This is a genomic window from Butyrivibrio sp. XPD2002, assembly GCF_000423945.1.
In the GTDB taxonomy this organism is placed as follows: Bacteria; Bacillota; Clostridia; order Lachnospirales; family Lachnospiraceae; genus Butyrivibrio.
The window spans coordinates 70,758-84,589 of record NZ_AUIY01000012.1; the positions used below are offsets into that span (position 1 = coordinate 70,758).

Annotated in this window: 14 protein-coding genes; 11 read left to right on the forward strand and 3 right to left on the reverse strand. The window is 42.9% G+C overall.

Annotation, left to right across the window (positions count from 1 at the left end):
- Positions 1–27 precede the first annotated feature (27 nt).
- From G587_RS0107380 to G587_RS0107390, 3 genes are all read left to right on the forward strand, one after another.
- Complete coding sequence (locus tag G587_RS0107380; protein ID WP_026491724.1) at positions 28–207, forward strand: hypothetical protein; 180 nt, start codon at positions 28–30, stop codon at positions 205–207.
- 181 nt (positions 208–388) lie between these two features.
- Positions 389–1,363 (forward strand): nucleoside hydrolase, encoded by a 975-nt coding sequence (locus tag G587_RS0107385; protein ID WP_026491725.1) that lies wholly within the window; start codon positions 389–391, stop codon positions 1,361–1,363.
- Positions 1,364–1,386: 23 nt separating this feature from the next.
- On the forward strand, positions 1,387–1,950 hold the full coding sequence (locus tag G587_RS0107390) for an ECF transporter S component (protein WP_026491726.1): 564 nt from the start codon (positions 1,387–1,389) through the stop codon (positions 1,948–1,950).
- Positions 1,951–1,956: 6 nt separating this feature from the next.
- Here the strand turns inward: G587_RS0107390 and G587_RS0107395 are convergent, their stop codons facing one another.
- The 3 genes from G587_RS0107395 to G587_RS0107405 all read right to left on the reverse strand — a co-directional run bounded on the left by G587_RS0107395 (position 1,957) and on the right by G587_RS0107405 (position 4,962).
- Positions 1,957–2,601 carry an SDR family NAD(P)-dependent oxidoreductase gene (locus tag G587_RS0107395; RefSeq protein WP_026491727.1) on the reverse strand — a complete coding sequence of 215 codons (645 nt, stop codon included), beginning with the start codon at positions 2,599–2,601 and terminating at the stop codon, positions 1,957–1,959.
- A gap of 130 nt (positions 2,602–2,731) precedes the next feature.
- Positions 2,732–3,832, reverse strand: coding sequence for a hypothetical protein (locus G587_RS24280; protein WP_051200873.1), 1,101 nt, complete (start codon positions 3,830–3,832; stop codon positions 2,732–2,734).
- Positions 3,833–4,101: 269 nt separating this feature from the next.
- On the reverse strand, positions 4,102–4,962 hold the full coding sequence (locus tag G587_RS0107405) for a YitT family protein (RefSeq protein WP_026491728.1): 861 nt from the start codon (positions 4,960–4,962) through the stop codon (positions 4,102–4,104).
- A gap of 82 nt (positions 4,963–5,044) precedes the next feature.
- Here G587_RS0107405 and G587_RS0107410 point away from each other — a divergent pair, with 82 nt between their 5' ends.
- The 8 genes from G587_RS0107410 to G587_RS0107445 all read left to right on the forward strand — a co-directional run bounded on the left by G587_RS0107410 (position 5,045) and on the right by G587_RS0107445 (position 13,769).
- A complete protein-coding gene (locus tag G587_RS0107410; protein WP_196812533.1) occupies positions 5,045–5,701 on the forward strand; it encodes a sugar transferase in 657 nt (218 codons plus the stop codon).
- A gap of 8 nt (positions 5,702–5,709) precedes the next feature.
- Positions 5,710–6,705, forward strand: a complete 996-nt coding sequence (locus G587_RS0107415) for an ATP-grasp domain-containing protein (RefSeq protein ID WP_196812534.1) — start codon at positions 5,710–5,712, stop codon at positions 6,703–6,705.
- A gap of 3 nt (positions 6,706–6,708) precedes the next feature.
- Entirely contained in the window at positions 6,709–7,815 is a 1,107-nt protein-coding gene (locus G587_RS0107420; protein ID WP_026491731.1) for a glycosyltransferase family 4 protein, read from the forward strand.
- A gap of 89 nt (positions 7,816–7,904) precedes the next feature.
- On the forward strand, positions 7,905–9,221 hold the full coding sequence (locus G587_RS0107425; protein WP_026491732.1) for a nucleotide sugar dehydrogenase: 1,317 nt from the start codon (positions 7,905–7,907) through the stop codon (positions 9,219–9,221).
- Between the two features lie 77 nt (positions 9,222–9,298).
- The gene (locus tag G587_RS0107430) at positions 9,299–10,102 is read left to right on the forward strand and encodes a DUF2334 domain-containing protein (RefSeq protein ID WP_026491733.1); all 804 of its coding nucleotides are present in this window, start codon (positions 9,299–9,301) and stop codon (positions 10,100–10,102) included.
- A gap of 2 nt (positions 10,103–10,104) precedes the next feature.
- The gene (locus G587_RS0107435) at positions 10,105–11,382 is read left to right on the forward strand and encodes a glycosyltransferase (protein WP_026491734.1); all 1,278 of its coding nucleotides are present in this window, start codon (positions 10,105–10,107) and stop codon (positions 11,380–11,382) included.
- 31 nt (positions 11,383–11,413) lie between these two features.
- The gene (locus tag G587_RS0107440; RefSeq protein WP_035786056.1) at positions 11,414–12,649 is read left to right on the forward strand and encodes a glycosyltransferase; all 1,236 of its coding nucleotides are present in this window, start codon (positions 11,414–11,416) and stop codon (positions 12,647–12,649) included.
- A 25-nt stretch (positions 12,650–12,674) separates the two neighbouring features.
- Positions 12,675–13,769: a glycosyltransferase family 4 protein gene (locus tag G587_RS0107445; RefSeq protein WP_035786057.1), complete on the forward strand. Its 1,095-nt coding sequence runs from the start codon at positions 12,675–12,677 to the stop codon at positions 13,767–13,769.
- Positions 13,770–13,832 lie beyond the last annotated feature (63 nt).

Below are 13,832 nucleotides of genomic sequence, written 5' to 3' on the forward strand. Positions count from 1 at the left end.
ATACTAATCGGTGAAGGAGAGATATTTTTGATAAAGAAGCTTTTTCCTACAATTCCGAAAATAGAAATAATTCAGGCAAGTACATTGCCTGCCAATAAGGGTTCTGCACATGTTGTGGAAAAACTTGGCTTTTCACTGGTAGTAAGGAATTCTGATGAAGATTGGGGGTATGGCTCACCTACTCCAACAGATAAATGGATAATATAAATTGAGATATTAGCCTTGCATGTTTTGCGATATGGTTGTATAATTCGTATTCGCAATAACCGACAGTTCATTTGTACCTTCCTGTCGTTAAACAAAACCAGGACTACATGGAATAACTATGTCTATTTATGTGGCTCTGCGTTTGCAGGGCCTTTTATTTTGCGTTTTTTATGGAGAAAAAATGAAGAAAATAATTATAGACTGTGATCCGGGAATAGATGATTCCCTGGCAATAATGCTTGCTCTGAACAGTCCTGAAGTTGAGGTTGTGGGAATTACAATAGTTGCGGGTAATTCACCGGTGGAAATGGGCTTTGAAAATGCGAAGAAAGTGCTAAGTTTCCTTGGAAGACTTGATGTTCCTGTTTATGCAGGGGCTTCTAAGCCAAGAGTTAGGGAGTATGTAAATGCGCTGGATACTCACGGTGAGGATGGCCTTGGAGAGAGCTTTTTACCGGATGTGGAAGGACAGGATATTCCTGAAAAATCAGCTGTTCAATTCATGAGAGAAGTCCTTATGGAAGGTGATGTATCGGTAGTAGCATTAGGGCCGTTAACTAATCTTGCCAAGCTTATCGATGAATGCCCGGATGCTTTCCTTAGTATAGAGAGGCTAGTTTCCATGGGAGGGAATTTTAGAAGTCATGGAAACTGTTCTCCGGTGGCAGAATACAATTACTGGGAAGATCCTGACAGTGCTAAGCATGTTTTTGACTTTCTCTATAAGAACAATAGAGAGATAGAGATGGTAGGTCTTGATGTGACAAGAAAAATCGTCCTTACACCTGAAATATTGGAAGACATGAAAAACGCTAATGAGGTGGTAGGAGATTTTGTAGAGAAGATCACAGATTTCTATTTTAAGTTCCATTGGGAATGGGAGCACATTCGTGGCTGCGTAATAAATGATCCGCTGGCTGTTGCACAATTTATAAATCCTGAGATTCTAAAGGGGATACAGGCGTTTACTGAGGTTGAAACAGGCGGAATCAGTATGGGACAGACTGTTGTTGATTCCATGGGATTTTACAAAAAAAGCAGTAATGCGAAGATTTTTACTGAAGTTAATGTAGAAGCTTTTTGGGAACTGTTTTTAACAAGAATTCTTAATGTTTCCTCAGAGGAATATGGGAAATTGTTTTCAAAATATTTTTAATTCATGAAGGAGTATATGAAAAAATGAATACAAATGTAAAGAAACTTACAATGATTGCTGTTGCGGTGGCTATTAACATAGTGGGCAGTAAGATTTCACTGCTGTTTAGCCTTCCGATTTTTCTTGATAGTATAGGAACTATGCTTGCAGCGATAGTTTTAGGTCCCGTTGCAGGAGGAGCTGCAGCATTGGTTGGCGGACTGATAAATGGTGTGCTTGGTGATGTTTATGCTATATACTTTTCATTCAGTGGCGTTGTTATGGGTGTGATTGCAGGATGGTTATTCCATAACAAGAAGAGCACAGTTGTATCAACTCTTTGGAAAACATTTGTTGTAGTACTTCCGGCATCTGCACTGTCTGCATGCATTGAGACTTTCCTGTTTGGTGGAATTACTTCTGCAGCATTTACAACCTTCATAGTTCAGGCTTTGGCTCAGACAGCACTTAAATTATTTGGAGGAGCCTTTGTTACACAGCTTGTTACTGACTATATCGATAAACTGATCGCGATTGTACTGGTTATTGTATGTTCAAAGAGACTTCCTTATGAGATGACGCATTTTGAAACTCAGAATTGTGACTAATGATAGTTACCAAATAAAGTTTGATTTTAGCTGCTCACCATTATCAATTAAAAGATCCTGACCAGTCATGCTTTGATTCACATTGGTTAGGAAATATGAGAAATCCGCAATTTCTTCGGCTGATGCCCAGCGATGGAGAAGGGTTTCGTCAAGGCATTGCTCCATGAGGTTTGGATCATCGATAATATGAGCATTAAGAGGTGTGTATACGCCTCCCGCAGAGATGCTGTTACAGGTAGCGCCGTATTTCGCAAGTCGAAGTGCGGCGTTTTTCATATATGTAACAACTCCACCCTTGCTGGCTGCATATTCCGGGAATTCAGCTCCATTGGATGCGCTGGAGGATGCCATAAAAAGTACAGAGTGAATGCTGTTCTGAAAAGCATATTTTTCAGTGACTGCTATTGTGGCTTTCAAATTAGTGTCTATAACAAGAGGGCCGTCCTGGATTCCTGCATTATTAACCAAAACTTCAATATCGTTCATTTCAGGAAGTTCACCTGTTATGTCAACGAGCATGTGTGTATAGGAAGGCGCAGAATAATCGGTGCCCATAATATCAAAACCTATGACCTCATGACCCATATCAACATATTTTTTTGCAAGTGCAAGACCTATTCCACGGCTTGTTCCGGTGATAAGAATTTTCATAAATTTATACAATTCCTTTCAATTATTATAGACGCTGTTAGTATAGCATTTTTGAGGCTTTATTGTATATGACGATCAGGACGCCCGGTTTATGGACGTCCTGATTATTTGAGGAAACTTATTAAAAATATCAAGCCATTTTTGCAAGGTCAATCTGATGAACAGATCCTGCTTCTCCGGTGGACTCACGGAGGAATATACCGCTGGATTTAAATTGGGCATTGACCATAAAATCAGAGCCCTGCGAGGTAAACCTGGTGTCAGCATGACCAAGGTAAATAGCACCTACATCGGCTTCCTTTAATGTCATCAGAGTATCCTTTCCATCCTCGCCTCGGCACCATACCCTGAGCTTTTCATAGATATCATCATTTTCATCAATCCAGTCGTTGTTATCACTGTTTAGCTCAGCAAGGTCGGCAAAGCCGTTGCCGCTTCTTGTGCCAAAGAGCTCAGACCCGTCATTTATTATTCCGTCTCCGTTCCTGTCATAGGCTAGAAAACCGCTTCCGGGGGCAATATTCTTGACCTCTTCCTCAGTACCATCTGCATCCAGGTCGAAGGAGAAGGTCTGATCGGATATCTCGGTTACTCCTGAGCCTACGTTTATAACGAGGGGATCAATAAGCTGAACGGGACTGATGTTCATAACGCCGATAGCTTCAGTGAACTGCCTTGTCATGTTTATGTTTACTCCGAAGTTAATCTCTCTGCCATCATCGGTTTTGGCAATTCCCTGAGCCTGAAAAGCTGTTTGCTCGACCTCTGTGTGAATATATGTCGTTGTTGAAACCGACATCCACTGATAGGAGCCCTGATTCATCTGCGTGCTCAGGCTGCGCATATATTCCTGCATTCGCATCTTGCCGGCCCCTCTGGTATTTCCGTATAGAATCTGCATGATATTTAGGATTCTTTCCATTATCTGCATACGAATGTTTTCGATTTCGGATACTTTGTTCAGGAGGGGCATATTTTCCTGAACAGCGAATTCTCCATCGGCATTGTAGTTGGTAAATAATGTCTTTTCCTTTTTGTTATCAATATCCTGCACATCCTGATTTTTCTTATCTTCATCATCTTTGCTCTTTTTAAGACCCAGTGCCTTCTTAAAATTGGGAGCTTCCGTTCCCATAATTGAAGCAAATACACTCTTTTCGTGAGAGATGCTGAAGGTTTCCTGATACCTCCTTTCTGAAACAAGGTTAACTGTGCTGCCCGCAATTCTCATAAGCAAACCCTCCAAGCTGTGACTTGCGGCTTCCGTGCCTGATGAAAAAATGTAGCATAGGACTTCGGCTTCGAAGTCCCCGCGCGCCAGCTACGTCTTTAAAACGAAAAAACCAGGCCTAACCCTGTTCTGGGTCTGCCCGGTCAAAATTGAGACTAAAATGGCTCCGCCATATCAGCTCACCATATATTTCGGTCTTTATTCCATATTCTTTAGTGTGAATTAAAAATGTATGATGCATCATGAAAAACAGCAAATAAAAAAGCCCATTAATCTCTGGGCTTTAAGTAGAAGTTTCCCTGAACTCTGTCAGTACGGATTGAATTTATAAATGCATGTTCGTCTAATTCCTTAATGGCAGGTATGAGCTTTCTTGTGTCAGAGGCACTTACCACGGAGTAAACGACCATTTTGTTGTTGTGTTCAAAGGAGCCCTCGCCGTGCATCAGAGTAGCACCATGGTTACTTACTCTATAGATGACTTCGCAGACCTCAGCAGGCTTGTCGGTGATGATGAAAAGCGTTTGCTGCTGATACGTCCTGTACATAATGTGAAGAACCTGCGTTGATACATACTGGAAAATGATGGAGTACAGAGCCTTGTCCCAACCGAATAAAAGACCTGCAACCGTAAGGATTACACAGTTTACTGCCAGTATAATGGGGAAAGCATCAATTCCTTTTCTTTGTGACAAGAAAATTGATATAAAGTCGGTTCCTCCACTGGTGGCATCGACCATAAGGCATATAGATAAGGATACACCTGCAAAGATTCCGCCGAAAATCGCGATAAGAAGCGGATCATCGGTTATGGAAAGGTCGGGTAAAAGGTCGATAAAGAAACCGTTACAAAGAACCATGATCATTGAATATATAGTGAATTTTTTACCTATATAACGAAAACCGATATAGATGGGTATTATGTTCAGAATAACATTTATGGGCGTGTATGGGATTTTTAATGAAAAGAATTTCAGGGCGATACGCTGAATGATAATAGTAAGACCCTGAGCTCCGCCGGGGTAAAGGCCGCCTGCATTGACAAATATCTGGATATTTAAGGCCATCAAAAAAGCAGCTAAAAGAACTACTAAAAGCCTGATGCTGCCACGTTTGAAATCTAACTTCATTAATTAAAGCTCCCTGCAAAACTAAAAATTTGAAATAACATTTCTATAGGTTATAATACAATATTGGAATGGAGATTGAAACATGGAAAACAATAATTATGTAAGAAAAAAGCGAGGAATATATGAGTTTTTTTTCAAGAGACTTATAGATATAGTTCTTTCTTTGACAGTGCTTATCTGTCTTAGCTGGTTATATCTTATACTTGCGGTTCTGGTGAGGGTTAAGCTTGGAAGCCCTGTGATATTCAGACAGCCCAGACCCGGTAAGGATGAAAAGGTTTTTGACCTTTATAAATTCAGGACCATGACGGATAAAAGGGATGCAGAGGGGAATCTTCTTCCCGACGAGGACAGACTTCCTGCCTTTGGTAAAAAGCTCCGTGCCACAAGCCTTGATGAGCTTCCGGAATTTATCAACATTTTAAAGGGAGACATGAGCTTTGTAGGACCAAGACCTCTTTTGGTAAAATATCTTCCTTTATATAATGCGGAGCAGAAGAGAAGACACGAGGTAAGGCCGGGACTCACCGGATGGGCGCAGGTCAACGGAAGAAACCTTCTTAGCTGGGAGGACCGCTTTGAAAAGGATATTTACTACGTTGATCATCTTTCCTTTTTAATGGATTTAAAGATAGTTTTCATGACGGTTGCTGTTGTGCTCAGGCACAATGATGTAAACAGCGCAACGGATGCCACTATGGAGGCATTTACAGGCACACCGGAGAAACGAGAGGAGTAATACATATAATGAACATTTTGTTTACTAGCGTTGGAAGACGCTGCGAGCTTTTAAAGGATTTCAGACAGACACTGGGCGATGATATTAAGATTGTTGTTACCGACAACAGCCCTTATGCGCCGGCACCTGCTTTTGCGGACGTTGTTTACGGAGTTCCACTTATAAATGACATCACATATATCCCTACAATTCTTGAGATCTGTAAGGCAGAGAAAATCGATGCGATCACAACACTTATCGATCCTGAGATTTCAATTCTTGCAGACCACAGAGCTGAGTTTGATGCCCTTGGGGTAGAGGTTCTTGCTCCTTATAAGGAGACAGCAGATCTTTGCTTTGATAAGTATGAGATGTTCAAATATCTTAAGGAAAAGGGTGTGCCCACAGTTCTGACCTTTGGAACCTTTGCTGATTTCAAGGAGAGCTATGATAGAAACGAGATCAAGTTCCCTGTTTTCGTAAAGCCAAGAACAGGAAGCGGCAGCGTTGGAGCAAGGAAGGTTGAGAGCCTTGAGCTTCTTGAGGAGCTTACAGCAAGAGATTCTTCACTTATCATTCAGGAATTCATGGATGGTAAGGACATGGACGCAGATGTGTATGTTGATACCTTTACACATGAGCCTGTAGCCATTTTCTCCAAGAAGAAGATATCAACCACGATCGGAGGCGCTAACAAGACAATATCCTTCAAGGATGAGGCACTTTTCGATTTCGTGAAAAATGCAATGAAGCACTTCAAATTCAACGGACCTCTTGATATGGACCTTTTCTTCAAGGATGGTCAGTACTACTTATCAGAGATCAATCCCAGATTCGGTGGTGCATATCTTCATGCGTATGGCGCAGGAGTTGATTTCCCTAAGCTTATCTATATAAACGTTGTGGAGAAAAAGGCAAATACTCCCATTATCGGAGAGTATGAAGAGGATGTCTGCATGCTTATGTACGACAGTGTCGTAATTGAGAAGCTTGCAGATCTTGAAGGACGTATGAAGAAGGTATAACTAATGCGAATTTTGATAATGGCCAATTATGCAAACGGCCTGTTTCTTTTCAGGAAGGAGCTGCTTAAATCCTTTCTGGATGCGGGGCATGAGGTTCTGATATCCGTTCCGCCAGATGAAAACTGCGTAAAGCTTAAGGATTACTGTACAAAAATTATTGAGACTCCGCTGGAACGCCACGGAATGAATCCTGCCAGGGACTACGGACTTTTTGGGTTTTACAGGCAAATACTTAAAACAGAAAAGCCGGATGTGGCACTGTGCTATACCATTAAGCCCAATATCTACGGAGCTTTGGCCTGCAGACTTTCTAAGGTTCCGTATATCTGCAACATTACGGGACTTGGTATGGCTATTGAAAACGGCGGCATGATGAGCAAGGTGCTCTTGCAGCTATACAAGGTCTCCACCAGCAAGGCTCAGAGAGTATTCTTTCAGAATGAAAGAAATCGCAAATTCATGCAGGATAGAGGCATTGCAGTAAAGAACAGCGGCCTGCTTCCGGGATCCGGAGTTAACCTTACAGAGCACGCTTTTCATAAATATCCAAGCGAAGCGGAAGGAATACATTTTCTTGCAGTGATAAGGATGATGCGTGATAAGGGAATAGAGGAATATCTGGAGACTGCAAAGACGATAACTTCTGAATATAATAACGTATATTTTGATCTTGTGGGCGAGTACGAAGAGGATGAGAGAGCAAAATATGAGCCCATGATCATGGAGCTTGAAAAAGAAGGTAAGCTCAAATACTATGGGCACCTCGACAGCGTTGACCCGGTATTTGCAAAATGTCATGTAGTAGTTCATCCTTCATACCATGAAGGCATGTCAAATGTCCTCCTTGAGGCAGCAGCTTGCGGCAGACCAATTCTTTGCTCGAATATACATGGATGCATAGAAGCGATAGAACCGGATGTGACAGGATATACATTTGAGCCAAAGAGTACCAGTTCTCTTGTTGATTCCATAAAAAAGATGTTAGTCTTGGCTGAAGAGAAACGTTCTAAAATGGGACGTAAGGGACGTGAGTATATGGAAAAACACTTCGACAGACAACTCGTAATCAATGCATATAAAGAAGAACTTGAGAAAATTCGCTTAAAGTAAGATAATAGTAGTGTTCGGGGCAGCTGTCTTGAGCTTATCTTACACCAATGTGGTGGATGAACTAATAATAAAAAAGAGGTTTATAAAAAATGAGTTTATATGAGAAGCTCCTTTCAGGAGAAGAAAAGCTTTCATTAGTTGGACTTGGTTATGTAGGTATGCCTATTGCGGTAGCCTTTGCTAAGAAGATTAAGGTTGTCGGCTACGATTTTAATGCTGAAAAGGTAGAGCTTTATAAGAATGGAATCGACCCCACAAGAGAGGTTGGAGATGCAGCCATTAAGGAGACTGCGGTTGAGTTTACTGCTTATCCCGAGAAGCTTAAGGAGTGCAGATTTCACATCGTTGCGGTTCCTACACCTGTAAATGACGATCATACACCTGATCTTACACCTGTAGAGAGTGCCAGCAGAACTCTTGGAAAATACCTTACAAAGGGTTCAATAGTTGTTTATGAGTCAACTGTTTATCCCGGAGTAACTGAGGATATATGTGTTCCGATCCTTGAGAAGGAATCAGGACTTAAGTGCGGAGTTGATTTCAAGGTTGGTTATTCACCCGAGCGTATCAACCCCGGTGACAAGGTACACAGACTTGAGACTATCGTGAAAATCGTATCCGGCATGGATAAGGAGACCCTGGAAGAGGTTGCAAACGTATATAAGCTTGTAGCCCTGGCAGGTGTTCACGAGGCAGACAGCATCAAGGTTGCAGAGGCTGCTAAGGTTATCGAGAACAGCCAGAGAGATATCAACATCGCTTTCATGAACGAGCTTTCAATGATCTTCCACAAGATGGGAATTGATACAAAGAGCGTACTTGAGGCAGCAGGAACAAAGTGGAACTTCCTCAACTTCAGACCCGGCCTTGTTGGTGGTCACTGTATCGGTGTTGATCCTTATTACCTTACTTATAAGGCTGAGGAGCTTGGCTATCACAGCCAGATCATTCTCTCAGGACGTCGTATCAACGATGATATGGGTAAGTACATCGCAGAGAGCTGCGTAAAGAACCTTATTGCTCAGGATCTTAACGTTAAAAATGCAAGAGTAGCAATCCTTGGCTTTACCTTCAAGGAGAACTGCCCTGATACACGTAACACCAAGGTAATCGATATCTACAACGAGCTTAAGGAGTACGGTATCGATCCCGTTGTGGTTGATCCCGAGGCAGACAGCGCAGAAGCTAAGAGACTCTATGGCATTACCTTTGATAACATGGATGCAGTTAAGGATATGGATGCAGTTATCATGGCAGTTGCACATGAGGAGTTCCTTGACATCACAACAGAGGATATCAAGAAGTGGTACAACCCTGCACACAAGAGAAGAGTCTTCCTTGATGTTAAGGGGATCTATGACAAGAACAGTTTTGATGCTTCAGAGTTCAGCTACTGGAGACTCTGATTAAAAAGCGAATAATATAATTACAAAGAAAACACTAGGGGGATATGCCGCCACCGACAAAGTGGCGGCGTTGTTGTATGAAGATTGTAATTAGACTTGATGACATTTCTCCGGGAATGGACATGGGTAAATTCAGAAGGTTTAAGAGGCTTTTAGATGAAAATCATATAAGGCCTCTTATTGGCGTTGTTCCGGAAAATATGGATCCCAAGCTTGAAAAGCGTGAGACCGATGAGGAAGAGGATGCGCCTGTCAGCAGAAACAGAGCTACTGACCCTGATGACAAGATAAAGGAAAAGGACTATCCCTTCTGGCATCTTGTAAGGAACCTTCAGAGTGAGGGCTGGATAATCGCTATGCATGGTCTTCATCATGTCTATACGACCAACAAGGGAGGTATGCTCCCGCTCAACAAGCAGTCTGAGTTTGCAGGGATTGATCTTGAGAAGCAGATAGCAATGATTGCTGAGGGTAAGAAGATTCTGGGGACCCATGGAATTGCCACAGACTTTTTCATGGCTCCAAGTCACAGCTATGATAGAAACACCATGACGGCTTTGGCAGAGAATGGATTCAGGCGTATTACAGACGGATTTGGTAAAAGGGCCTATCGCAGATTTGATATGACCTTCTATCCTATTTCCTTTAAAAAGGATGCAGTCCTCAAGGATGAAAGTGAGGGCTACACTACTTTTGTTGTTCATACTAACACATTAAATGGGGATGATTTTGCGTTCTATGAGAAGGTATTCGATTCCGGAAAGGTTGTGAGCTGGGATGAATGGCTCTCCCAGGATCCGGTGGAGGCTTCTGGTTTACAGGGTATAAAGGAATATCTCATGGCACGCTTTAAATATATCGCCGTGCATAAAAGGTGGTAACAATGGCAGAACCTATTAGAATATTGCATGTATTTGGAACACTTGGCCTTGGAGGCGCTGAGAGCCGCATCATGGACCTGTACAGACATATCGACAGGGAACGTGTGCAGTTCGATTTTTTGGTGCATGCAGATGCAGAGCCCACAGGTAAAAAATGTCCGACCTCTGATGAACTTATGCAGGTAAGAGAGCCGGATTATTTTGATGCGACTGTGAAAAAGCTTGGTGGCAATATCTACGCACTTCCGAGGTTCCATGGAACAAATGCAAGAGATTATAAAAATGCTGTAAGAATGTTTTTTATGCAGCACAGGGGAGAATGGAAAATGGTGCAGGGGCATATGACCAGCACAGCAGCCATGTATCTTCCGATTGCAAAGAGCTGTGGTATCGGCACCACAATAGCCCATGCAAGAAGCGCAGGAGTTGATCCTGGAATAAAGGGCGTGGTGACAAGAATAATCAGAGCTCCTCTGGCTAAGACAGATACCTGCGATCTCAGATTCGCATGTACCGAGAATGCTGCAAGATCAGTATTTGGAGACACACTTACGGATGAGGGACTGGTAAGGATCATACCCAATGCCATCGACCTCAGAAGATTCGTATACAATCAGGAAATAAGAGATAAGGTAAGAAGAGAGCTGGGCTTATCAAATGCCATCATAATCGGTCATGTTGGAAGATTCCACTATGCCAAGAACCACGAGTATCTTCTTAAGACCTTTGCAGAGTTCTTAAGGATATTAAGCCATGATGATGCCAATTCCTTCAGCATGCTTCACGGAATGAGGATAAGGCTTCTGATGCTTGGCGAGGGACCTCTTATGGATACCATGAAGCAGCTCGCAGCTGACCTTCATATTGAAAAGTATGTGGTGTTCTGTGGAAATAAGAGTAATGCCAACGAGTATTATCAGGCCATGGATTACTTCCTTTTCCCTTCGAGATACGAGGGACTTCCGGGAACAGTTGTGGAGGCTCAGGCAGCAGGTCTGCAGTGCCTTGTTTCCGATTCCATAACACCTGAAGTGGATATCACACCTCTTGTAAGCAGAATGAGTATTGAAGAGCCGCCGGCTGTGTGGGCAAGAAAAATACTTAATGATCTCATGCTAAGGGATTATGAGGAGACTGCAGAAGGAGAAGAGGTGACTCTTCCTATCGGTGACAGAGAGGCATCTTCAGAGCCGGTAATAGAAATGATCAGGAAAGCCGGTTTTGATGTCAGAACTCAGGCTCAGAGGCTGCAAAGCTTTTATCTTACAGGGAAGTTCTAAATGACTTCTATATAGAAACAGGAAAATTTTAATGAAACATCTTTTACTTATCGTGCCGATGCTGCACCAGGGCGGATTCGAGAGAGTCTGCGTGGCAACAGCAAGGCTGATGGAAAAATATTATAAAGTGACTATACTCATCTTTTCCGATAAGGACATAAACTATGACATATCGGGACTTGATGTGGTGAACATTGATGTGCCTGCCACAAGGAAATTCGGTAAGCTTGGCAAGGTAGTCAATGTTTTTCGAAGAGTCAGCAAGGTCAGAAAGTATAAAAAGACCCACAATGTGGATATAGCCTATAGCTTTGGCTCAAGTGCCAACTATGTAAATGTACTTTCAAAGGCCGGAACAAAGACCAAGGTTCTGACAGGACTTCGCTGTTCAACCGACATGGAGAATACAAGGGAAGTCAGTCTCTTTTGTAACAAGGCAGATCAGGTACTGTCCTGCTCCAAGGAGATCATGAGAGAGCTTCTTAGAGAGTATGATTATGAAAAGAGCAGCTATATCTATAATCCCCTTGATACAGAGATGATTAGGGAGAAGGCGAAGGAAGAGGAAGCTCTTCTTAACGCAAGCGATATGTTCGGAAACGGAAAGCTTGTTGAGGATAGTGCAGAACACTGCGTTACACTGATATCTGTCGGAAGACAGGATTACATCAAGGGCTTCTGGCATTTGATAAAGGCCTTTTCAATGGTACTTGGAAAATATCCAAATACCAGACTCTGGATAGTGGGAACAGGCGATTTTGGTGGCCCAAGGAAGCTGGCTGAGGATCTTGGAGTTGCTGAGAAGGTGTTCTTCCCGGGACTTCAGAAGAATCCGTTCCCTTTCGTGAATGCTGCTGATATGTATGTGCTCAGCTCAAACCATGAGGGATTCCCCAATGCGATACTTGAAGCAATGGCACTTGGTAAGCCCTGTGTTGCAGCGGACTGTAAAACAGGTCCCAGAGAGATTCTTCTTAATGAGAAGGAATATGGGGAGCTTATCGCTGCAAAGCCGGATGGAGCTTCTACAGACAGGATAATAGAGGGAGAATTTGGTATAATCGTTCCCGACATGAATCAGAACACGGATCTTGACGCCTCCAACATTACTGAGGATGATAAGATGCTGGCGGAGGGTATCCTTAAGATGCTCTCTGATGAGGAAAAGATGAAGCATTATGGTGAGAAGGCCTATGAGAGGGCTCTTACCTACAACCCCGGTAAGTATGCCGAGGACCTTTTCGATATATTGGAAAAGGTTCAGTGAAATATATGTTAGAATTTAGGTAATTATGAAGAAAATCGCTTTTCATTTAAACAGCCTGGGACAGGGCGGCGCAGAGAGAGTAGTAAGCAATCTGGCCAATCAGTTCGCCAAGGCAGGTTATGAAGTATATATTGCAACAGAGTGGTTTGATGACAACGAGTTCACGCTGGATCCGCGCATCAAAAGGGTTCATGTGGGACTTCGTGATGAGGACGACAGAAAGGGAAGAGTAACAAAGTTCCTTCTAAGAGTTAAATACCTAAGAGAGTTTCTCGAGGAAAACCGCCCTGACGTTCTTGTGGCCTTTGCCCACAGGGCAAATTACAGAGCACTTATGGCTCAAAAGAGCACAAACACTCCAACTGTGATATCAGTCAGAATAAACCCTGTTGGTAATTATGATGCATTTTCAGATAAGATACAGATAAAGTGGTTGTTCCCCAGAGCTGCCGGCTGTGTTTTCCAGACAGAGGAGCAGAAGGCGTTCTTTAAGCCCTATCTGCAGGACAACTCAAGGATAATACTGAATCCCATAAATGCGAAATATCACAGAGTTGTTCATCCCGAGATCAAGGAAAAATCTGTGGTTCACCATGCAAGACTTGTAGATTTCAAGAACCAGCTTATGCTTTGCGACGCCTTTTTGAAGGTTCATGAGAAGCACCCGGATTATGTCCTTAGGATATATGGTGGAGGCTCAGAGGATGGAACCAAGGAAAAGCTGGAAAAGAAGATAGCTGATAACCATGCAGAGGATTTCATGTTTTTAATGGGACCCTGCAACCATATAGATGCGGAGATTCCCAAGGGCGAGGTATATGCCTACAGCTCTGATTATGAGGGATTTCCCAATTCGCTGCTGGAAGCCATGGCTATGGGAATGCCGGTGGTTTCTACAGATTGTCCTCCCGGAGGACCGAGAACTGTCATCAGAGATGGCGAGAACGGATTCCTGGTACCTGTTGGGGATGCGAATGCGCTTGCTGACAGGATTTGCCGCCTGATCGAGGATAAGGACATGGCAAAGCGCTTTGGACAGGAAGCTGCCAAGGTGTATGATATAGCGAATTCTGAGGCGGTTTATGAGCAGTGGAGGGATTATTTGGAGAGTCTGCTGTAAATAGTTCCCCTCATCCGTCAGCTTCGCTGACACCTTCCCCCCAAGGGGAAGGCAATAAAAAAT

What these genes read in the sequence shown, in the direction of transcription:
- G587_RS0107385 (WP_026491725.1), top strand. Translation starts at nt 389, where the DNA reads ATGAAGAAAATAATTATAGACTGTGATCCGGGAATAGATGATTCCCTG.
- G587_RS0107390 (WP_026491726.1), top strand. Translation starts at nt 1,387, where the DNA reads ATGAATACAAATGTAAAGAAACTTACAATGATTGCTGTTGCGGTGGCT.
- G587_RS0107395 (WP_026491727.1), bottom strand. Translation starts at nt 2,601, where the DNA reads ATGAAAATTCTTATCACCGGAACAAGCCGTGGAATAGGTCTTGCACTT.
- G587_RS24280 (WP_051200873.1), bottom strand. Translation starts at nt 3,832, where the DNA reads ATGAGAATTGCGGGCAGCACAGTTAACCTTGTTTCAGAAAGGAGGTAT.
- G587_RS0107405 (WP_026491728.1), bottom strand. Translation starts at nt 4,962, where the DNA reads ATGAAGTTAGATTTCAAACGTGGCAGCATCAGGCTTTTAGTAGTTCTT.
- G587_RS0107410 (WP_196812533.1), top strand. Translation starts at nt 5,045, where the DNA reads ATGGAAAACAATAATTATGTAAGAAAAAAGCGAGGAATATATGAGTTT.
- G587_RS0107415 (WP_196812534.1), top strand. Translation starts at nt 5,710, where the DNA reads ATGAACATTTTGTTTACTAGCGTTGGAAGACGCTGCGAGCTTTTAAAG.
- G587_RS0107420 (WP_026491731.1), top strand. Translation starts at nt 6,709, where the DNA reads ATGCGAATTTTGATAATGGCCAATTATGCAAACGGCCTGTTTCTTTTC.
- G587_RS0107425 (WP_026491732.1), top strand. Translation starts at nt 7,905, where the DNA reads ATGAGTTTATATGAGAAGCTCCTTTCAGGAGAAGAAAAGCTTTCATTA.
- G587_RS0107430 (WP_026491733.1), top strand. Translation starts at nt 9,299, where the DNA reads ATGAAGATTGTAATTAGACTTGATGACATTTCTCCGGGAATGGACATG.
- G587_RS0107435 (WP_026491734.1), top strand. Translation starts at nt 10,105, where the DNA reads ATGGCAGAACCTATTAGAATATTGCATGTATTTGGAACACTTGGCCTT.
- G587_RS0107440 (WP_035786056.1), top strand. Translation starts at nt 11,414, where the DNA reads ATGAAACATCTTTTACTTATCGTGCCGATGCTGCACCAGGGCGGATTC.
- G587_RS0107445 (WP_035786057.1), top strand. Translation starts at nt 12,675, where the DNA reads ATGAAGAAAATCGCTTTTCATTTAAACAGCCTGGGACAGGGCGGCGCA.